This is a genomic window from Actinotignum schaalii (assembly GCF_028864145.1).
Classification (GTDB): Bacteria; Actinomycetota; Actinomycetes; order Actinomycetales; family Actinomycetaceae; genus Actinotignum; species Actinotignum schaalii_B.
This window is the reverse complement of record NZ_JARBHJ010000027.1, coordinates 18568-37930: the sequence shown is the minus strand read 5'-3', so window position 1 is coordinate 37930 and position 19363 is coordinate 18568. Positions and strand designations below refer to the sequence as shown.

The window sequence follows — 19363 nt, the reverse complement described above, 5'->3', positions numbered from 1 at the left end:
ATGTGGGTTTTCGGTCAAACCCCAAAAACACATGGGGTGAGACGGGGGGGGGGGGGCGCGCGCCGCGGGGGGGCCAGCGCCGCGGGGCGGCCGGCCCCGCAACGCGGCCCCCGCAGCACAGTCCCGCTTCCAGTTAGAGCCGCAGTAGATGCAAGCGGCCGGTGGAACGCCGCGCCAGCGCCCAAGCGATCAGCGCGCAGGTACCGAAGATGAGAATGAAACCAATCATCGCCATGAAGGCCCGATTGGCGGTGAGGAAATCCGTGAAGCCGATAGAGTCACTCACTCGCCCCACCCAATGCGCGAAATCCGTACCGGTGCGGGCCGCCCAGGTTCCGAAGCGTTCCCAATGGGGAAGCCAGAGGCGGCCGATAAATCCGCCCAGCCCGGTCACCCCGATGAGGTATCCGATCAGGGAGAGCCCGGCAAAGAAGGCAATGAGCACAGCAGCTGCCCGTGCCACTGTGCTCAACGACCAGCGCAGGAAGAAGGTGGTGAGGAGCACGGTTGTGAAGAAAAATGCGAGAAGGCCGGGCCACATGGGAATAAGTGTGAACCACACGCTGCCCGATTCCATCGCGTTACCGTTCACCAAAGTAGCACCATTGAGGAGCCTGGAGCCATTCGCGCTGCGTATAAAGGTCAGCGTGATAAAGAGGAGCACTGCGGTGACCGCCAGGTATTCAGCGCTCATCCGCACGGCAGCCCGGGCCAGGGCATTGAAGAATTGCCGCCGCGTGGTTCCCGCTTGTAGGTGCGCTCGCACGGCAATCGTGGAGAGCATAGCTACCAGAACCATTCCCACTCCTAGGCAGACCCAGGCGAGCACGATCCAGTTAAGGAAGCCGTGATCAATTCCTTCAATGGCCATATGTGGGAGGTTATTGGTGGCCAGGGCCAAGGCGCTCATGAAGACCAGTGCGCACCCCGTGAGTAGCCAGAAGCTCCGGTAGAAGTAGGAGAAGAGTCCTCGGTATCCGATCACTCGCCGGGCTGTGAGTTCAATCGCGGAATTAATACGGTGATACAGCTTAATCATGATCTACTCCAATCGGGGTGCGGGTGGATGCTTCCGCGCTTCCGGCCCGGGGCGCCTGCGCGCCCAGCGGTTGTGCCAGGCGGGCCCGCTGGGCGGGGGAGAGCGTCGTCGTCACTAAAACATCGGTGAGGGAAGCGAGGCTATCGGTGGAATGGCGCGCGCGAACCTCATCGGCATCCCCGGCCTCCAGTAGTTTCCCGCGGTGCAGGAATACCACGGTATCCACCAGGTTCTCCACCTCCTCAAGCAGGTGGGAGGAGAGGATGATGGTGCGGGGGTGCTCGGCGAAATCACTGAGCAAAACCCGGTAGAACAGCTCGCGCATGACCGCGTCCATGCCCAGGTGAACCTCATCGAAAATAGTGATGGGGCAGCGCGATGCCAGGCCCAGAATCGCGGAAAATGTGGAGCGCTGGCCCACGGAGAGCCCGTCAATCACGCGGGCGGGATCCAGCTCAAAGAGCTCGAATAGCTCCCGGGCGAAATCCTCATCCCAGGTGGGGCGGGCCATCCGCCACAGATCCATCGTCATGGCGAGCGGGGAACCGGAAATCACCTCCACCCGAGCGGGAATATAGGCCACCCCCGGCATAACCTCCGGATTTTCGTCCACCGGATGCCCGTCAATAAAAATGTTTCCCGAGGCGCGCCCGCGGGAGCGCCGAATCGGGAGGAGCCCGGCGATGAGCATCCCGAGCGTGGATTTGCCCGAGCCGTTGCGGCCGAAAAGACCGGTGATGGTGTCGTGGCCGATCTCCACGCTGAGATCATCGAGGGCGCGAGCCCCGCGCCGGTAGCTGAAACTCAGGTTCTCGATGCTAATCATTGGTTCTCCTCCCAATAGGTCGAGACGAGTGCGGATATTTCCGCGGGGCTGAGGCCGAGTGCCCGGCCCGCGGCGAGTGCCGGGGCGAGGGTCTCACTCAGGTAGGTGGCGCGCCCGCGCTCGCGCAGGGCCGCTTGTGCACCCGCGGTCACGAACATGCCGATGCCGCGGCGCTTTTCCAGGATTCCTTCCTCCACGAGGAGGGAAAAAGCTTTGTTCGCGGTGGCGGGATTAATGCGGTAGGTGGCGGCGTATTCGGTGGTAGACATGACCTTTTCTCCGGGCCTGAGTTCGCCGGAGAGAATACGACGACGCAGATCCTCGGCCAGCTGCACATAGATCGGCACCGCTGAACTGAACTCCATCACGCCCTCCCTCCTTGGTTAGTTACACAACTAATGAACCATAGAACCGACGGAGGCGCAAGTTGACCCATGTGTGACGCGAGTCTCTTCGGTGTGGGTGAAATTGCTTTAGGCTAATGTCACGTTTGGAAGGAATCCCTGTTGAAAATTGGTTTACTGGGAGCGGGTCGCGCCGGGCTTATGCACGCGCGCATTCTCGCCCACCGTGTTGATGAACTTGTTATTGCCGAACCGAAGCCGGAGCGCAGTGCTGCCGTCGTCGCCGAACTGGAAGCTGAGGCTGCAACTCGCGCCCGTATCAGTGAAGCCAGCGTGGAGGCCACCCTCACGGACACCACCCTGGACGCCCTCGTCCTCACCAGCCCCACGGATGTGCATGCCGAACAGCTACTACGCGGCATGGAGCTGGGCATACCTATGTTCACCGAAAAGCCGGTATCCACCTCGCTGGCCTCGACTCTGAAAGTGCGCGAGGCAGCTCGCAAGCAGAAGGCTCGCATCCAGGTCGGCTTCCAGCGGCGCTTCGATACCGCCTATACCAGGGCACGGGCGGCGGTGCGTGAAGAAAGTCTGGGCCAGCTGCGCCGCCTGAGCATGGGGACCATGGACCAGGCCCCGGCCGCTCGCGAATTCCTGGCCGCTTCGGGCGGCATTTACATCGACTGCCTCATCCACGATTTCGATATGCTGCGCTGGGTCACCGGGCGCGAGGTCACCGAGGTCATGGCTTTCGGCACCGATCTGGGCCTGGCCGATTTCCGCGATTTCGGGGATGTATGCGAAACAGCAGCGGTGCTGCGCCTGGAAGGTGATGTGCTCGCCACCGCGCAATCTTCACGTTTTAACGGCCACGGATATGACGTGCGCATGGAGCTGCACGGAACCAAGCAGACACTCGCGGTCGGCTTCGATAACAAGTTGCCGGTGCGTTCCCTGGAGGATGGGGTCTCCTATCCGGAAGGAGCCGCCTGGGTCGATTTCATTGCCCGTTTCGCCGCCTGCTACGAACGTGAAATCGAGGCATTTTTGGAGGTGGTTGCGGGCCGCGGGGAGATTCCCGCCACGGTCGATGACGCCGTCGCCTCGCTACGTATCGCCGAAGCCGTGCGGTTATCGCAACGCGAGCACCGCGTGGTGTCCCTGGCCGAAATTGAGGGCTAGAGCATGGATTTGCGGCTCGACGCGAGCGCTTTCGACTACAGCTTCGTGGTGCTCTACCTGGTGCTGGTCCTTATTATCGGCGTGGTGACCCGGCGCAAGGTCAATACCTCGGAAGATTTTTTCCTTTCCGGGCGCTCGCTGCCGGCGTGGATCTGCGCACTGGCCTTCCTCTCCGCGAATATCGGGGCGGTCGAACTCATCGGAATGGCGGCCTCCGGCTCTCAATACGGCCTGCCCACGGTGCATTACTACTGGATCGGCGCGGTTCCGGCCATGGTTTTCCTCGGGCTGATTATGATGCCCTTCTACTACGGCTCGCGAGTGCGTTCGGTTCCCGAATACCTGCGTTTACGTTTCGACCGGCCCACTCACCTCTACCAATCGGTAATTTTCTCGGTGGCAACCATCCTGGTGGCCGGAATCAACCTTTTCGCCCTCGCGCTCCTCATTAACGTGCTCATCGGGGTGCCGCTGTGGGCCTCGATTATTATCGCGGCCGGCGTGGTGCTGGTCTACACGGTGATGGGCGGGCTCACCGCCACCATGTACAACGAAGTCTTGCAATTCTTGCTCATCGTTGCGGTGCTCACCCCGCTCACCATCGCCGGGCTGGCGCGGGTGGGCGGGCCGGCCGGTCTGGTAGGCGCCCTCAACGAAACCCAGGTGCTCGGCCCGAACGGCCTGGATGTGTGGGGCGGAACCGGGTTGGGGAACACCACGAACCCGTACGGGAATTGGATCGCGCTGCTGCTGGGGATGGGCTTCGTGAATTCCTTCGGGTACTGGACCACGAATTTCACCGAGGTGCAGCGCGCGCTGTCCGCCAAAGATATGCGTTCCGCACGCCTGACCCCGATTCTCGCGGCGATCCCGAAAATGTTTTTGCCGCTTATTATTATCGTGCCCGGGCTGATCGCCGCGGTCCTCATTCCGCAACTGCATACCGGGGAGATCACGCATAATGAGGCTTTCCCGGCCCTCATGGGGGAGGTGCTCCCGCACGGCCTGCTGGGCATGGCTCTGGCCGGGCTGATTGCGGCCTTTATGGCCGGGATGGCCGCGAATGTTTCTTCTTTTAACACCGTGGTCACCTACGATATTTGGGAAACCTACGTGCGCCCGGGCCGCAAGGACACCTACTACATTAAAATCGGGCGGCGCTTGACGATTATCGGGGTGCTCATCGCAATCGGAGCGGCCTTTATCGCGGCGGAATTCTCCAATATTCAGGACTACACCCAGATGCTGCAGTCCATTTTCAACGCCCCGCTTTTCGCCACGTTCATTATGGGAATGTTCTGGGCCCGCATGAGTCCGCAGGCCGGGCTGTGGGGCCTGGTAGCGGGCGCAGCCGGCGCCGGGTTTATCCAGCTGGGTTACGCGAACGGGTTGCTGGCCTTCAATTCCTCCCAGGCGGCTTCGTTCACGGCTTCCGGTGTCGCTTTTATTGCTGATTTCATTGTCTCGGTGCTCGTCACGAAGTTCACGCGCCCCAAGCCGATTGAGGAACTCGACGGCCTGGTGTGGGGCCGCGTCAAAATGGATATTAAGGGCGCCCGGCCGGCTCCGAAACTGCACGAAGCCCGGGTGGCCGAAGCCCGCGAACGCGCCCTGACCGGCGAAAAACTGCACTGGTGGGAAGAGCCGGTGCCGCTGGGTATCGCGGTGCTCGCGGTGTGCACGGTTCTCAATGTGGTGCTGTAAATGAAGGGACGCGACGATATGAACGACGACGCAGCGCGGCTGGGCGCCGCGCCAGCTTCGGTGCCGGCGGCTGAGCCTCACCTTCCCGAGGCACGCCTCGGGCGACTCTCGCTTTTCGACCTGCGCACCTGGATCGCCATCATGTTCGGGGTTTTCGGCACGATGCTGGCCGGCTACGGGCTCTTCTTCGTGACCGAGGAAGACCTGGCCAAAGCCGCGGGAATCAACCTCAACCTCTGGACCGGCCTGGCGATGATCCTTGTGGCGCTCTTCTTCGCCGGTCGCAGCGCCGCGGCCCCGCAGGTGCTTTCCGAAGCCCTGGGCTCGCGCCTGCCCGATGAGGATGGGCAGCCAGGTTCCACACAGCCGGGGGCAGCGTCGTCGAACCAATCCTTCGCGGAGCCCACCGCGGGGACGCTGGATCCCGAGCAGCCCACCGCGCCGCGGGAGAGCTAAGATAATGTGCAAGCCTAACGACTACGTCAGGGGACACTTATGACCATTGCGGTTGCCTACAAAATTGCCGGTGATCCACGTTCAGCGCACGTTCTGGACTCCGGTGTGGTGGATTGGAGCGGCGCGCGCCTCTCCATTAGCGACGACGACGCCGTTGCCATGCGGGCAGCGCGGGAACTCGGCGACGCCCTGGGCACCGAGGTTGTGGGCATCACCCTGGGTCCCGACTCCATCGGCACTCCGGCGCTGCGCAAGAACGCGCTTTCCAAAGGCCCGGATCGCCTCCTCGTGGTGAGTGATGATGCCACCACCAGCTGGAATTCCACCGCGGTGGGGGAGGCCCTGGCGCGGGTGGTCCAGCGCGATGGCACCATCACGGCGCTTATCACCGGCCCGGGTTCCACCGACGAAGGCTCGAAGATGGTTTCCGGCGTAATCGCCGGGGCACTGGGCTGGCCGTCTTTCCAGGATGTTTCAGCCATCAACACGGCGGGGGAGGACCTCCTCCTCACCCAGCACACTGGCGGGCAGCGCCGCGAGGTGCGCGTGAGCGGCCCGGTGGTTATCGCTGTCACGTCCGATGCCGCGGCCGTCAAAGTCCCGGCCATGAAAGATATCCTCGACGCTGCCAAAAAGCCCGCACAACTCCTCACCGCCGCCGACCTCGGCGATATGGAAGGGCGCACCCTTGACCCCATCGCGCGCGCGGTCCCGCCCGTCCAACCTCGCCTCCACCAAATCCTCGACGGCCCCGGTGCCGTGGCTGAACTCGTCGGGATCTTGGATCGCCGCGGCCTGCTGCCGAACGCCGGTTCCACGGGCATTTCTGGCGACGACGCCGCCCCCAACGCTGCCGGGACTCCCGGCGCGGAAGCTTCTTCTGCTACCGGCGCCGCCCCGGAGCACGCGGTATGGGTTATTACGGCCGGTGCCACTATTTCGCCTTTCCTTCCGGCCCTGCGCCGCTTCGATGCAGTTCATGTGATTGCCCTTGTCCCCGAAGGTGAAACGGCTCCGGAAAGTGGGCAACTGCCCGGCTTCCCGGATGCGACCAGCGTGCAGGTTATTACGCACCCGAGTGATGTGCCGGCCGAGGCCCTGAGCGCGGTGCTCACCGAGCTCGTGGATGCCCAGCCCGGGGATATTGTGCTGGTTCCCAATGAGCCGAGCGAACGCGCGCTGGGAGGGGAGATCGCCGGCCGGCGCGGCTGGCCCATCCTCACCGATGTGCGTGAAGTCAGCGCCGAACACGTGGTCAGCGGGCGTTTCGGCGCTATCTCCTTGGAAACCTACGCGCGCGCGGGAGTGACCTTCGTGGGCGTTATCGGTTCGCTTCCCGGTACGGCGGCTTGTGCTGGAGCTGACAGCACCCCGGTATCTGAGGTGGCGGCTCCGGCCGGCGCGATAGCGCCGGCACGGATCACGGCAGCTGAATCGGAAGATGTGTCCGAGCGGCGCTTGGCCACCGCCACCCGGGTGGTAGGTGCCGGCCGCGGTTTCGCCGCCAAGGAGGACCTGCGGCTCTTCCATGAACTCGCCGAGGTGCTTGATGCCGCGGAAGGGGCAACCCGCCCGCTGGCCGAAGGTGATGCTTGGCTCCCGCGTGATTCCTACGTGGGGCTTTCGGGCACGGTTATCGCCCCGGATTTGTATATCGCCATCGGTATTTCCGGCCAGCCGCATCACACCGCGGGAGTCACGGATTCCGGTGTCATCGTGGTGATCAATAATGATCCCGAAGCGGAAATGTTCGAATTCTGCGATTACGGAATCGTCGGAGACCTCTACACGGTGCTTCCCGAGCTCATTACCCTCATTCGGAAGCGAGTCGCAACGGATTAGAAGTCATCCACAGGATCGCCAAACGCTACCTCTATCCACAGGGTTGCATAGAGGTCTTTTGTGCGCCTCCACGCCATGCGAGAATGGCGGCAAAGAACGGAGGTTGCAACTATGGGAATTACGTACGGGCGAACCTACACCTCTCTTGAACAGGTTCTGGAGAGGAAAGAAGAGATCCTGCGTGAGGTCAGGATGACCCGGGAAGAATTCGACCGGCGCGCTGATGATTACCAGCTCGGACCGGAGGAAAGGGAACTCTATTGGGAAATGGAGCGCCTGGATTATTACGAAAGGGTGGCTCGCTATGGCCGAGAACCGTGATAATCCACGTGGGGGCCTAGAGTTCCAAACCGAAATGTTCGCTAATTATCTGGTGGGCTTAGGCCGTCTCTTGGATGAGACGGCATCGGTGAATATTGAAACGGATACAATTGGGCGTGAACCTGGCATGAATATCACCGGGCTCATCTCCTTCCCCCACACTCTGGTAGTCCGCTTCGATTACGTGGTTTTCCTTGATCCAGAGACAGGTTTACTCACGGTCGACAATTCGACGTTCTCGGTCATCCGAGGAGCAAAAAGCAGTGAGCCGCTGGTGCGGTGGGATTATATTCGCTCACCACGCTCAAGTATTCCGTGCGCGCATGTTCAGGTGCATGCCCATCGTGACGAGTGGACACATGCCTTGGTCTTGGGCGGTAGTCATTCCCGCCGGTCGCGCCGGCGCATCAAGAATGAGGCTCGTACTCCTCGAATTGCTGATGTTCATTTCCCGGTGGGTGGGCGCAGGTTCCGTCCTTGCCTGGAAGAGGTTCTGCTTTTCGTTATTGACGAATTCGGGGTGGCGTGCGCACCACAGGCACGCGAAGCACTCCACCAAGGTATATGGGAATGGGAAGATATCCAGCTGCGGGCCGCGGTGCGGCGTAACCGCGCTAGTGCACTCGAAGCCCTTGAGTCATGAACGCCACCTCCGGAAGCGGGTCGCAGCCCCGGCCCCCGAAAACCGGTAGCGAATTAATGGCCCTGGCCCTGAAAATAGGTGCCAGCCCCAGCTAGCAGTCACTCCTCAATCACCACACAGCCAAATAAGCCGGGGGAGTAACCGGAACGGTTACTCCCCCCACTGCGTCGTCGTACCCGAAAATAACGGGCGCGTGCTTAGACGAGCGTCATAGCCTGCTGGGCGATAGCCAACTCCTCATTGGTAGGAACCACGAGCACATGCACCGTGGAATCCTCCGTGGAGATCTCCCGCGCGTTCTTCGAGCGCGTGGCATTCTTTTCGGCATCGTACTTGACACCGAAGGGAGCCAGGCGGTCAAGGACTTCCTTGCGGATAATATCGTCATTCTCACCCACGCCGGCGGTGAAGGTCAGGGCATCCAAGCCGCCAAGAATCGCGGTGTAGGAGCCGATGTACTTGACGATGCGATGGACGTAAATATCCACCGCTTCCTTCGCGTTCTCATCGCCCTTCTCCACCATGGCGTGCACGTCACGCAGATCGGAAGAGCCGGTCAACCCCGCCATACCGGACTGGCGGTTGAAAAGCTTATCGATCTCATCGATGGACATCTTCGCCTCGCGAGCCAGGTGGAAGACGGCGGCCGGATCAATATCACCGGTGCGCCCACCCATGACGAGACCCTCCAGCGGGGTCAGGCCCATGGAGGTCTCCACCGCGCGACCCGAATCCACCGCGGAAACCGAAGCGCCGTTACCGATATGCAGCACGATCTGCTTGAGATCATCGCGGCCGAGGAACTTTGCTACCTCACCGGACACATACTGGTGCGAAGTGCCGTGAGCGCCGTAGCGGCGGATCTCATACTTATCGGCAATCTCGCGGTTGAGGCCGTAACGCGCGGCCTCTTCCGGCAGGCTCTGGAAGAAGGCGGTATCGAAAACCGCCACGTGCGGGACGTTCGGGAGCAGGCGCTGCGCCACCTTGATGCCCTCCAGGGCCGGCGGGTTGTGCAGCGGACCGAGCGGCTGGAGCTCTTCGATCTTCTGGCGTACCGCATCGGTGATGAGGGCCGGGCCATCGAAATACTTCCCGCCCTGGACCACGCGGTGCCCGACGGCGCGAATGGAGCCATCATGCAGGGACGGGCCGGCGGCATCGAAGAATTCGAGCACCTTCTCCATACCGACTTCGTGGTTGGGAATGGGGCCTTCCCATTCGCGCACGTCCTCACCGTGTTCGTGCTTGACGTGGCCAGAGGGCAGGCCGATCTGCTCCACGAGGCCGGAGGCGAGTTCCTCACCCGATTCGGGGTCCACGACCTTGTACTTGATCGAGGAGGAGCCGGAATTAATTACGAGAACGGACAAAATGATCTCCTTGTGTCTGTGACCGGGTGGAGGCCCACCCCTATAACTTCAGTGTAATGCTGGATACAGCTTATTCCTGCGCCTGGATCGCGGTAATCGCCACGGTATTGACGATATCCTCCACGAGCGCGCCGCGGGAAAGGTCATTGACCGGCTTATTCAGGCCCTGGAGCACCGGGCCTACGGCCACCGCGCCCGAAGAACGCTGCACGGCCTTGTAGCCGATATTGCCGGCATTCAGATTCGGGAAAACAAAGACCGTGGCACGGCCGGCTACCGGGGAATTCGGCAGCTTCTTCTTCGCGGCCGCGGCATCCACCGAAGCGTCGTACTGGAGCGGTCCGTCAATAAGCACGCCCTCAGGGGCGAGACTCTTCGCGAGCTCCGTGGCTTCCCGAACCGCATCCACATCCGGTCCCTTCCCGGAGGTACCCGAGGAGTAGGAGAGCATGGCCACGCGCGGCTCAATACCGAATTGCTGGGCGGTGCGGGCCGAATCGATGGCGATGCCGGCCAGCTCTTCGGGGGTGGGATTGGTATTGACCGCGCAATCGGCGTACACGTAGACGCGATCATCCATGAGCATGAGGAAAGCACCGGAGACAGTCTTCGTGCCGGGCTTCATCTTGATGGTCTGGAAGGAGGGAACAATGGTATTCGCGGTGGTGTGATTCGCTCCCGAAACCATGCCATCGGCATCGCCCATGTAGACCATCATGGTGCCGTAGTAGGAAGGATCCTTCATCTTCTCCACGGCCTGATCGTAGGTCACGCCCTTCTTGGCACGCAGCTCGGCGAACTTCTCCGCGTAGCGGCGCACCCGCTCCGGATCGCCCAGGGAAATAATCTCCGCACCGGATACATCCACCCCGAGCTCAGCTGCGCGGGCGAGAACCTCATCCTTGTCCCCGACCAGCGTAATATCCGCGATATCGCGAGCCAGGATCTGGGCGGTGGCCAGCAAAATGCGGTCATCTTCGGCTTCGGGCATAACAATGCGCTTCTTTGCCTTGCGGGCCCGGGCCGCCAGGGAAGCCTGGAAAGACAGCGGGGTGATAACCGAGGATTCCTCTTCCATCGCGGCGATGAGAATGGCCCGATCCGCATCGGTAAAGGAACGCGCCTGACCATCGGGGAGGTAAATAGTAGGAATGCCCAGGTCACGCATGGTGGTGGGGACGGTCTCATCAGCGTCAACAACAATGAGGGCGCTCAGGGTGCCGTACCGATCCGCGATCTCCTTCGCGGAAAGCTGGGCCACAACCTCCACCTGCGCGGCACTGCGCTGAGCCGCCGAAACGGCAACGATGCCGGTGGTTCCCAGGTTGGCGATGGTGCGGCCGGTACGCGAAAGCATCCCGGGATTGATGGGATCCCCGTCCAGAATGCCGAGAATGAGCACCGCATCAAAGTTCTGGGCGTAATCGGTGTAGCGATTCACCAGCTGGGTCATGGCCTCTTCTTCGTCAGCCACGTAAGCCTGCCGGCTCGAACCCCAGGCGATATCGCGATCCTCGCCGCGGCCAACCTGGTCGAGCAGCTGAAGGAAGGCGGAGTCATTTTCGATATTTCCGTTGGTGAACGCCCGGAACACCCCGACGTTCTTGTAAGTGGAGGTGAGTACATCAACGTAGGCGCTGGCAACCGCCTGGGTGCCCGCATTGCCTTCTACCGCGGTGAAATATACGCTGTAGGTCACTTTCTTATCCTTCCGGCCCGTGAGGACCCTTGAAAAAATAGGCGTATCCACGCCGGGATATCCCATCAAATAATCTCACATCTTGCGGGCAGATGTGCATGCCCAGCTCAGGTCCGTGCGGGCGGGTGAACGCCGTCGCTGCATTCCGGTGACGAAGGTCCTAGAAACCTTCCGGGTGGGGTCTGGCGCTCAGTAGGCGCCGGCGCGTTTTAATCATTAGAATGAACAGCGTGAATACCAGCGATAATTCCCCGGTTCTTGTTGTCGATTTTGGTGCGCAGTACGCTCAGCTCATTGCGCGGCGCGTTCGTGAAGCGCACGTTTATTCAGAAATTGTTCCGCATACTATGTCCGCCGCGGATATGCTGGCGAAAAAACCCGCGGCCATTATTCTTTCCGGTGGCCCGGCATCCGTGTACGCGGAGGGCGCTCCAGCAATCGATAAGGATATTTTTGAGGCCGGGGTGCCCATCCTCGGGATCTGCTACGGGTTCCAGGCGATGGCCCAGGCACTGGGCGGGCGTGTGGGACGCACTGGCACCCGCGAATACGGACGTACGGAAGCCCGTACCGCCGGTGATTCTTGCCTCTTCGCCGGCCTGGAAGATAAGCAAATTGTGTGGATGAGCCACGGGGATGCCGTGAGTGAAGCTCCCGAAGGCTTTACCGTTACCGCCGCTACCGATGAAACTCCGGTGGCCGCGTTTGAAGATCGCAAGCGCCGGCTCTTTGGCGTGCAATGGCACCCGGAAGTGCTCCACTCCCAACGAGGTCAGGCCGCTCTGGAAAACTTCCTCTACGAGGGCGCGGGGATTAGTCCGAACTGGACTCCTTCCTCCATTATTGACGAGCAAGTGGCCCAGATTCGCGAGCGGGTGGGTTCCGCGCAAGTGATCTGCGCACTTTCCGGCGGGGTGGATTCCTCGGTTGCGGCTGCCCTTGTACACAAAGCCATTGGTGACCAGCTCACCTGCTTCTTTATCGACCACGGGCTGCTGCGCGCCGGTGAACGTGAGCAGGTGGAACGCGATTACGCGGAAAGTACGGGCATTCGTATCTTCACTATTGATGAATCGCAGCGCTTCCTCTCCGCACTGGCTGGCGTGCGCGATCCGGAAACAAAGCGCAAGATTATCGGGCGGGAATTTATTCGCTCTTTTGAAAGCGCGCAGCGCCAGCTGGTAGATAAGCTCGGTGGCGGGGAGGACGTGAAATTCCTTGTTCAGGGTACTCTCTACCCCGACGTGGTGGAATCGGGCGGGGGAGAAGGTGCTTCCAATATTAAGAGCCATCACAATGTGGGTGGCTTGCCCGAGGATATGAATTTCGAGCTTATCGAGCCCCTGCGCAGCCTCTTTAAAGATGAGGTGCGTGCTATTGGGCGCGAACTGGGCGTGCCTGAGAAAATCGTGGCCCGCCAGCCCTTCCCGGGGCCGGGTCTGGCGATCCGCGTGATCGGCGAAGTTACCGAAGATAACCTGCGCATCCTGCGCGAAGCGGATGCTATCGCTCGCGAAGAACTTACCGCGGCAGGTTTGGACGCCGAGATTTGGCAGTGCCCGGTGGTGCTGCTGGCGGAGGTTCATTCGGTGGGCGTGCAGGGCGATCACCGTACCTACGGGCATCCCATTGTGCTGCGCCCGGTATCTTCCGAGGATGCGATGACGGCAGATTGGGCGCGCGTTCCTTACGACGTGCTCGCTCATATTTCCAACCGCATCACAAACTCCGTTGCGGAAGTAAATCGCGTGGTTCTGGATGTAACCTCCAAGCCGCCGGCAACGATTGAATGGGAATAGGACTTCCTATTAAAAAGTGATTTCTCACACATGTGAGGCGGGTGGTGACGTGAAGTCGCGTATCGGCGCGCCCACTGGGGGCGCTGCGGGATTGTGCGCCACTCGTCTCACGTGTCTGGGAATGTTTTTTCACAGAAGCGCGTTAGGATAAATGTAGGCGCGGACAGCGAGTGGTAAACGCCCGCCGCCCGTGCCGGACAATACAATCGAGAGTCGCTTGTGCCTGGCCGATTAATACGGACAACAGGTAAAAGAATCAGGACTTGTTACCTCGGTGCCGTAGCGATTCGCGCAAGGGCGTGAATGCGGTGCGGACGCAAGCGTGCGGCAATTTCTTACGGAATCTCTATTCCGTTGTGGATTGCTTTATGCTTGGACAATAACGGGTACTGACACGACACAAGGAGAGTTAGACGCACATGGAGCGCACTGCTACCGATACCCCAACAGAGGAAGCCTGGGCGGGTTTCACGTCCGGCACCTGGAATGAAGCCATTGACGTTCGTGACTTCATCCAGAAGAACTACACCCCCTACGAAGGGGATGCTTCGTTCCTGGCCGGCCCGACGGAGAAGACCACTCGGCTGTGGGAGTCTCTTGAGGAAAATTACCTCTCCGAGGAGCGTCGTCGTCGCGTGTACGACGTCGACACCGACACCCCGGCCGATATTGACGCTTTCCCCGCCGGCTACATTTCCGAAGATGACGACGTCGTCGTCGGCCTGCAGACCGATGTTCCGCTCAAGCGCGCGATGATGCCCAACGGCGGCTGGCGCATGGTGGAAACCGCCATCAAAGAAGCGGGCAAGGAAGTAAACCCGGAGATCAAGAAGATCTTCACCCGCTACCGCAAGACCCACAATGACGCGGTCTTTGATATTTACACCCCGCGTATTCGCGCGGCTCGGTCCTCGCACATTATTACCGGCCTTCCGGATGCTTACGGCCGTGGTCGCATTATTGGTGACTACCGCCGCGTGGCGCTCTACGGTGTGGATAAGCTCATCGAAGAGAAGCAGGCCATGAAGGACTCCGTGGCCGCTCAGCCCTTCTCCGAGCACTGGGCTCGTTTCCGTGAGGAACACGCGGAGCAGATCAAGGCCCTGAAGAAGCTTAAGACTCTCGGTGAGATCTACGGCTTCGACATCTCCGGCCCGGCGAAGAACTCGCGTGAAGCCGTGCAGTGGCTGTACTTCGGCTACCTTGCTTCCGTGAAGAGCCAGGACGGTGCGGCCATGTCCATCGGCCGTCTGTCCGCCTTCCTCGATATTTACTTCGAGCGCGATCTGGCTGCCGGAACCATCACGGAATCCGATGCGCAGGAAATGATCGACAACCTCGTCATGAAGCTGCGTATCGTCCGCTTCCTGCGCACGATCGATTACGATCAGATCTTCTCCGGTGATCCCTACTGGGCCACCTGGTCGGATGCCGGTTTCGGTGATGACGGGCGCACCCTCGTTACCAAGACCTCCTTCCGTCTGCTCCAGACCCTGCGTAACCTGGGTCCTGCTCCGGAACCGAATATCACCATTTTCTGGGACCCGGCCCTTCCGGAAGGCTACAAGGAATTCTGCGCGGCCATCTCCATCGAAACATCGTCCATCCAGTACGAATCTGACGAACAGATTCGTAACCAGTGGGGCGACGACGCCGCCATCGCTTGCTGCGTCTCCCCGATGCGGGTGGGCAAGCAGATGCAGTTCTTCGGCGCTCGTGTGAACTCCGCGAAGGCCCTGCTCTACGCCATCAACGGCGGCCGCGATGAAATGACCGGCAAGCAGGTGACCGAACCGGGTCTGTTCACCCCGATCGAAGGCGACGGCCCGCTTGACTTCGACGAAGTCTGGCAGAAGTACGAAGAGATGCTCGACTGGGTAGTTGGTACCTACGTTGAAGCTCTCAACATCATCCACTACTGCCACGACCGCTACGCTTACGAATCGGTGGAGATGGCTCTCCACGATTCAGAGATCATCCGTACCATGGGTTGCGGTATTGCCGGCCTGTCCATCGTGGCTGACTCGCTTTCCGCGATCAAGTACGCGAAGGTCTACCCGGTTCGTGATGAGACCGGCCTCGTGGTCGATTACAAGACGGAAGGAACCTTCCCGATCTACGGTAACGACGACGACCGCGCTGATGACATCGCGGCAACTGTGGTCCACACCATCATGTCGAAGATCAAGGCGATCCCGATGTACCGCGACGCCATCCCGACCCAGTCGGTACTGACCATTACCTCCAACGTGGTGTACGGCAAGGCCACGGGTTCCTTCCCGTCCGGCCACAAGGCTGGCACCCCGTTCTCCCCGGGCGCGAACCCGGAGAACGGCATGGATACCCACGGTATGGTGGCGTCCATGATGTCCGTTGGTAAGCTGGATTACAAGGATGCCCTTGATGGTATTTCCTTGACGAATACCATTACGCCGGCTGGCCTCGGCCGTAATAAGGAAGAGCAGGTCAAGAACCTGGTCGGAATTATGGATGCCGGCTTCATGGCTGAAGAAGACTAAAACTCTAAGATTCAACCCCCAACAAAGAAAAGAAGGTAAAAAATGGCTAAGACCTACGAAGAGCGTCTCGAGTCGATGAAGGCTGCTCGCGAAGATAACGGTGGGGTGCAGGGTCTGTACCACGCCAATATCAACGTGCTGGATCGTTCCACCCTCGAGGACGCGATTGATCACCCCGAGAAGTACCCGAACCTGACCGTTCGCGTTTCCGGCTACGCCGTCAACTTCGTGAAGCTGACCCGCGAACAGCAGCTCGACGTTCTGTCGCGTACCTTCCATCACTCGGCATAACAATTGTCTGCTGAGTTGCGACTAGCACCGGTCGGCCTTCAAGATTTCGAAGCGCCGACCGGTCGGTTGCAGGGGGCCGGTCTGGGAGGCATCGATGTCCTCGACGACATCGAACGTAAAGAACGGCTTCGCAAGATGCGCGAGGGAACCCTCGGTTCCGTCCACTCGTGGGAACTTGTGACCGCGGTGGACGGGCCCGGAACCCGAATGACAGTCTTCATGGCAGGGTGCCCCCTGCGGTGCTTGTACTGTCACAACCCTGACACCTTCATTATGAAGGATGGTCAGCCGGTGGATTCTGATGAATTGCTGCGGCGCTGGAAGCGCTACCGTCGTATGTTCAAGGCGACTGGCGGTGGAATCACGATCTCGGGTGGCGAATGCTTAATGCAACCCGCCTTCCTCAAGACCGTGCTCCGCGGCGCCAAGGAAATGGGAATCCATACGTGTATCGATACTTCCGGATATCTTGGGCGTAACGTCGATGACGAAATGATGAGCTATATCGACATGGTGTTGCTCGACGTTAAATCCGGATCCGAAGAAGTCTATAAGCGCACGACCGGCCGCGAACTGCAACCGACCATTGATTTTGGTGATCGATTGGCTGCTGCGGGCAAGGAAATCTGGGTACGTTTCGTACTCGTGCCCGGGCTGACAGACGATCCGGAGAACGTGGAGAACGTTGCGAAGATCGTTGCGCGGTGGAAGAACGCGGTGAGCCGCGTTGAAGTTCTACCGTTCCACCAGATGGGTCGAGACAAGTGGCATTCACTTGGCTACGACTACCAACTGGAAGACGTCGTACCGCCGTCACCACAAGCCGTGGAAGAAGCGCGGGAGCACTTCCGGCGCTTGGGGCTCAATACCCCGGCTTTCTAAACGCTACGGATGACGCCAAGGGCCGCGTCCCGCGAGGGACGCGGCCCTTTCGTGTGCGTGCCTGGGTGGGGTACGCACTGCTCGGTGCTGCGGCGTCGTACCTAAAACGTGAGGTACGACGCCGCAGCTGCGTCCACCGCGGGCGGCCGCAGCTACACCGGGCGGCGCGCCAGTCTGGCAGCGCTACATGGTATTGACCACGAGCCCGATATGCGTATAGAAGTTCATCGCACCGAAGAGCATAAAGATCACCCCGCTGATAACCAGGCACCAGTAGGCGGCGTTCACTACGCCGTCGCGCACCTGCCCGCGGGCATTCATCCGCACCGCGGCGAAGAAGAGAATCGCGCCCACACCGGCCAGGCCAAAGACTGCGGAGAGGGCGATGGATTCCAGCCAGGGGTAAGCCGCGAAGGACCCAGAAATCGGCTCCTGGGGAGGCGCTGCAAAGAATTGATAGACCATCCCGGCGCACATAATTGCCAATAACGCCAAGCCCATTGCCAGCGCGAAAATGGAGACGGGGCGGGCAATCCGGGCGAAAGTGTGGAAGGGAGCGTCGGAAGCGAGGATACGATCCCCGCGCTTCCACAGGATGAAACTCGCCGCCAGCAAGAGCACCCCGAAGCCGAGGCAGGTTTCTCCAAAGATAATATTGTCAAAGGGGAAGCCCCCGGCGGCCAGCGGCCACGTGAGGGACATATGCAGGCCGGTCAGCGTCTGGATTAGGCCGGTCACGAAGAAGCCCAGGGTGTATCCATCCAGGCTCACGGCCTTATCGGTATCCGCTCCAGCTCCCGCAACTTCCGCTGGAACCGCGCTGCGCAACTGCACCAGCAGCCGGCCAACCAACATCAAGCCCACCCCGGCCGCGATGGCCATAATGGTGTTGTAGGTGGGCATCGAGGCCCAATCAATCATTCCCGGGGCGCTTTCCCCAGTAAAGAAATCTCCCACGTTCACCACTCCTTTCTCTTATTTAGGACTAATGTCCCCATGATAGCCGGGTTCCCCCGCCGCAGTGGGCCGCAACACAGTAAACTAGGGCTATGAGTCACTACCGCGTGCATAACCCCAATACCGGAGAGGTGGAAGAACGCTTCGCCTCCCTTCCCACCGCTGCTATCCCCGGTGTGATCGGAGCTGCCTGGGATGCTTTTACCACGTGGCGGGATACCCCAATGGCACGCCGTAGCGAAATCCTGCACCGCTTCGGGGAACTCGTCACGGAGCGCTCCGATGAACTTGCTGAGCTCATCGGGCGCGAAATGGGTAAACCGTTGCGCGACGGCGCCGCGGAACTCGCCACGGTCAGCCACCATGCCCACTGGTTTGCGGATAACGCGCCGCGCTATCTGGAACCCACCACGCTGGATGCTGAGGACGGCATTCTTACCTACGTGCTCCATCAGCCGCTGGGTGTCCTGCTGGGAATCATGCCGTGGAATTTTCCCTATTCTCAAATCGCCCGTTTCGCACTACCCCAACTCATGGTCGGGAATACCGTCCTCATGAAACAGGCAGAGATCTGCCCGCGCTCCTCGGCTGCTTTCGAGGCGTTGCTGCGGGAGGCTGGCCTACCCTCCGGGGTGTACCAGAATATCTACCTGGATATCGAGGACACGGAGCATGTGCTAGCAGATCCGCGCGTTAAAGGAGTATCGCTCACCGGCTCGGACCGAGCAGGGTCCTCGGTTGCGGAATTGGCCGGAAAGTACACGAAACGCTCCCTCTTGGAATTGGGCGGTAATGACGCCATGGTGGTCCTAGATGCCGCTGATATCCCCGCGGTGGCGCGCGAGGCGGTGCGCACGCGTGTTTTCAACGCCGGGCAGGTGTGTACCTCGAATAAGCGCATTATCGTCTTGGATAGTGTTTTTGAGGAATTCTTAGCGGCGGCCCGCACGGAGATCGCAAGCATTGTGGTGGGACCCTATGATGATCCGGCCACGGATATGGGGCCGCTGTCCTCGATTGCCGCACGTGATGACGTGGTGCGGCGGGTAGCGAGCGCCGTCGCCGTTGGAGCGCACCTCCACTACGGTGGTGAAAGAATTGACCGTCCCGGTGCCTATATGACCCCGGCACTGCTTACCGATATCCCTGCCGATCACGATATCGCGTGCAACGAAGTATTCGGGCCGGTGGTGGCGCTTTACCGGGTCGCGGATGAGGAAGAAGCCCTCGCGCTGGCCAATAGCACCGCCTACGGTTTGCAATCCTCGGTGTGGAGTCAGGATCCGGAGAAAGCGCAGCGCTTCGCGGCACGGCTCGCCGCAGGGATGACCATTATCAATAAGCACCGTGAATCGGCGCCCACGTGGCCCTTTGGTGGGATTAACCGGTCCGGTTACGGCCGGGAGGAAGGCGCCTGGGGCTTGCGTGCCTTCACTAATGAACACGCGGTGCGAGTCCACCCGGCACGGTGAGCGGACTGACAGCG

Annotated in this window: 15 protein-coding genes and 1 pseudogene; 10 read left to right on the top strand and 6 right to left on the bottom strand. The window is 60.6% G+C overall.

The annotated features are described in order from the left end of the window. Nucleotides 1-133: 133 nt before the first annotated feature. Genes PWJ82_RS06800 through PWJ82_RS06790 form a run of 3 tightly spaced genes read right to left on the bottom strand, consistent with a single transcriptional unit; the run spans nt 134 to nt 2230 of the window. Complete coding sequence (locus PWJ82_RS06800) at nt 134-1039, bottom strand: hypothetical protein (protein WP_274735992.1); 906 nt, start codon at nt 1037-1039, stop codon at nt 134-136. Continuing rightward, complete coding sequence (locus tag PWJ82_RS06795) at nt 1032-1865, bottom strand: ABC transporter ATP-binding protein (RefSeq protein WP_274735990.1); 834 nt, start codon at nt 1863-1865, stop codon at nt 1032-1034. The genes PWJ82_RS06800 and PWJ82_RS06795 overlap by 8 nt, the downstream gene beginning before the upstream one ends. Then, nucleotides 1862-2230: a GntR family transcriptional regulator gene (locus tag PWJ82_RS06790; protein ID WP_274735988.1), complete on the bottom strand. Its 369-nt coding sequence runs from the start codon at nt 2228-2230 to the stop codon at nt 1862-1864. The genes PWJ82_RS06795 and PWJ82_RS06790 overlap by 4 nt, the downstream gene beginning before the upstream one ends. Before the next feature lie 141 nt (nt 2231-2371). Here PWJ82_RS06790 and PWJ82_RS06785 point away from each other — a divergent pair, with 141 nt between their 5' ends. From PWJ82_RS06785 to PWJ82_RS06760, 6 genes are all read left to right on the top strand, one after another. Further along, nucleotides 2372-3391 carry a Gfo/Idh/MocA family protein gene (locus PWJ82_RS06785; RefSeq protein ID WP_274735986.1) on the top strand — a complete coding sequence of 340 codons (1020 nt, stop codon included), beginning with the start codon at nt 2372-2374 and terminating at the stop codon, nt 3389-3391. A 3-nt stretch (nt 3392-3394) separates the two neighbouring features. Next, a complete protein-coding gene (locus tag PWJ82_RS06780) occupies nt 3395-5095 on the top strand; it encodes a sodium:solute symporter family protein (protein WP_274735985.1) in 1701 nt (566 codons plus the stop codon). Next, nucleotides 5096-5551 (top strand): hypothetical protein, encoded by a 456-nt coding sequence (locus PWJ82_RS06775; protein WP_274735984.1) that lies wholly within the window; start codon nt 5096-5098, stop codon nt 5549-5551. 39 nt (nt 5552-5590) lie between these two features. Beyond that, on the top strand, nt 5591-7393 hold the full coding sequence (locus tag PWJ82_RS06770) for an FAD-binding protein (protein ID WP_274735982.1): 1803 nt from the start codon (nt 5591-5593) through the stop codon (nt 7391-7393). A gap of 111 nt (nt 7394-7504) precedes the next feature. Beyond that, nucleotides 7505-7714 carry a hypothetical protein gene (locus tag PWJ82_RS06765; RefSeq protein ID WP_016443039.1) on the top strand — a complete coding sequence of 70 codons (210 nt, stop codon included), beginning with the start codon at nt 7505-7507 and terminating at the stop codon, nt 7712-7714. Further along, nucleotides 7698-8357, top strand: coding sequence for a hypothetical protein (locus PWJ82_RS06760; protein ID WP_274735980.1), 660 nt, complete (start codon nt 7698-7700; stop codon nt 8355-8357). Before PWJ82_RS06765 ends, PWJ82_RS06760 begins: the two co-directional genes overlap by 17 nt. Before the next feature lie 197 nt (nt 8358-8554). Here PWJ82_RS06760 and PWJ82_RS06755 read toward each other — a convergent pair whose 3' ends face one another. Both PWJ82_RS06755 and pta read right to left on the bottom strand, forming a co-directional pair. Beyond that, nucleotides 8555-9730 (bottom strand): acetate/propionate family kinase, encoded by a 1176-nt coding sequence (locus PWJ82_RS06755; protein ID WP_274735979.1) that lies wholly within the window; start codon nt 9728-9730, stop codon nt 8555-8557. Nucleotides 9731-9800: 70 nt separating this feature from the next. Further along, complete coding sequence (gene pta, locus PWJ82_RS06750) at nt 9801-11495, bottom strand: phosphate acetyltransferase (protein ID WP_274735977.1); 1695 nt, start codon at nt 11493-11495, stop codon at nt 9801-9803. 155 nt (nt 11496-11650) lie between these two features. Here pta and guaA point away from each other — a divergent pair, with 155 nt between their 5' ends. From guaA to pflA, 3 genes and pseudogenes are all read left to right on the top strand, one after another. Beyond that, the gene (guaA, locus tag PWJ82_RS06745) at nt 11651-13228 is read left to right on the top strand and encodes a glutamine-hydrolyzing GMP synthase (protein ID WP_016443034.1); all 1578 of its coding nucleotides are present in this window, start codon (nt 11651-11653) and stop codon (nt 13226-13228) included. A 419-nt stretch (nt 13229-13647) separates the two neighbouring features. Continuing rightward, nucleotides 13648-16038 (top strand): annotated as a pseudogene (pflB, locus tag PWJ82_RS06740) (formate C-acetyltransferase). A gap of 3 nt (nt 16039-16041) precedes the next feature. Continuing rightward, a complete protein-coding gene (pflA, locus tag PWJ82_RS06730; RefSeq protein ID WP_051278118.1) occupies nt 16042-16920 on the top strand; it encodes a pyruvate formate-lyase-activating protein in 879 nt (292 codons plus the stop codon). A gap of 183 nt (nt 16921-17103) precedes the next feature. Here the strand turns inward: pflA and PWJ82_RS06725 are convergent, their stop codons facing one another. Beyond that, entirely contained in the window at nt 17104-17877 is a 774-nt protein-coding gene (locus tag PWJ82_RS06725; RefSeq protein WP_274735975.1) for a DUF981 family protein, read from the bottom strand. A gap of 92 nt (nt 17878-17969) precedes the next feature. Here PWJ82_RS06725 and PWJ82_RS06720 point away from each other — a divergent pair, with 92 nt between their 5' ends. After that, the gene (locus PWJ82_RS06720; RefSeq protein ID WP_274735974.1) at nt 17970-19349 is read left to right on the top strand and encodes an aldehyde dehydrogenase family protein; all 1380 of its coding nucleotides are present in this window, start codon (nt 17970-17972) and stop codon (nt 19347-19349) included. Nucleotides 19350-19363 lie beyond the last annotated feature (14 nt).

Bases quoted from the DNA above. Each gene is read 5' to 3' on its own strand.
- PWJ82_RS06800 (WP_274735992.1), bottom strand. From the start codon at position 1,039: ATGATTAAGCTGTATCACCGTATTAATTCCGCGATTGAACTCACAGCC.
- PWJ82_RS06795 (WP_274735990.1), bottom strand. From the start codon at position 1,865: ATGATTAGCATCGAGAACCTGAGTTTCAGCTACCGGCGCGGGGCTCGC.
- PWJ82_RS06790 (WP_274735988.1), bottom strand. From the start codon at position 2,230: ATGGAGTTCAGTTCAGCGGTGCCGATCTATGTGCAGCTGGCCGAGGAT.
- PWJ82_RS06780 (WP_274735985.1), top strand. From the start codon at position 3,395: ATGGATTTGCGGCTCGACGCGAGCGCTTTCGACTACAGCTTCGTGGTG.
- PWJ82_RS06775 (WP_274735984.1), top strand. From the start codon at position 5,096: ATGAAGGGACGCGACGATATGAACGACGACGCAGCGCGGCTGGGCGCC.
- PWJ82_RS06770 (WP_274735982.1), top strand. From the start codon at position 5,591: ATGACCATTGCGGTTGCCTACAAAATTGCCGGTGATCCACGTTCAGCG.
- PWJ82_RS06765 (WP_016443039.1), top strand. From the start codon at position 7,505: ATGGGAATTACGTACGGGCGAACCTACACCTCTCTTGAACAGGTTCTG.
- PWJ82_RS06760 (WP_274735980.1), top strand. From the start codon at position 7,698: ATGGCCGAGAACCGTGATAATCCACGTGGGGGCCTAGAGTTCCAAACC.
- pta (WP_274735977.1), bottom strand. From the start codon at position 11,495: ATGGGATATCCCGGCGTGGATACGCCTATTTTTTCAAGGGTCCTCACG.
- guaA (WP_016443034.1), top strand. From the start codon at position 11,651: ATGAACAGCGTGAATACCAGCGATAATTCCCCGGTTCTTGTTGTCGAT.
- PWJ82_RS06720 (WP_274735974.1), top strand. From the start codon at position 17,970: ATGAGTCACTACCGCGTGCATAACCCCAATACCGGAGAGGTGGAAGAA.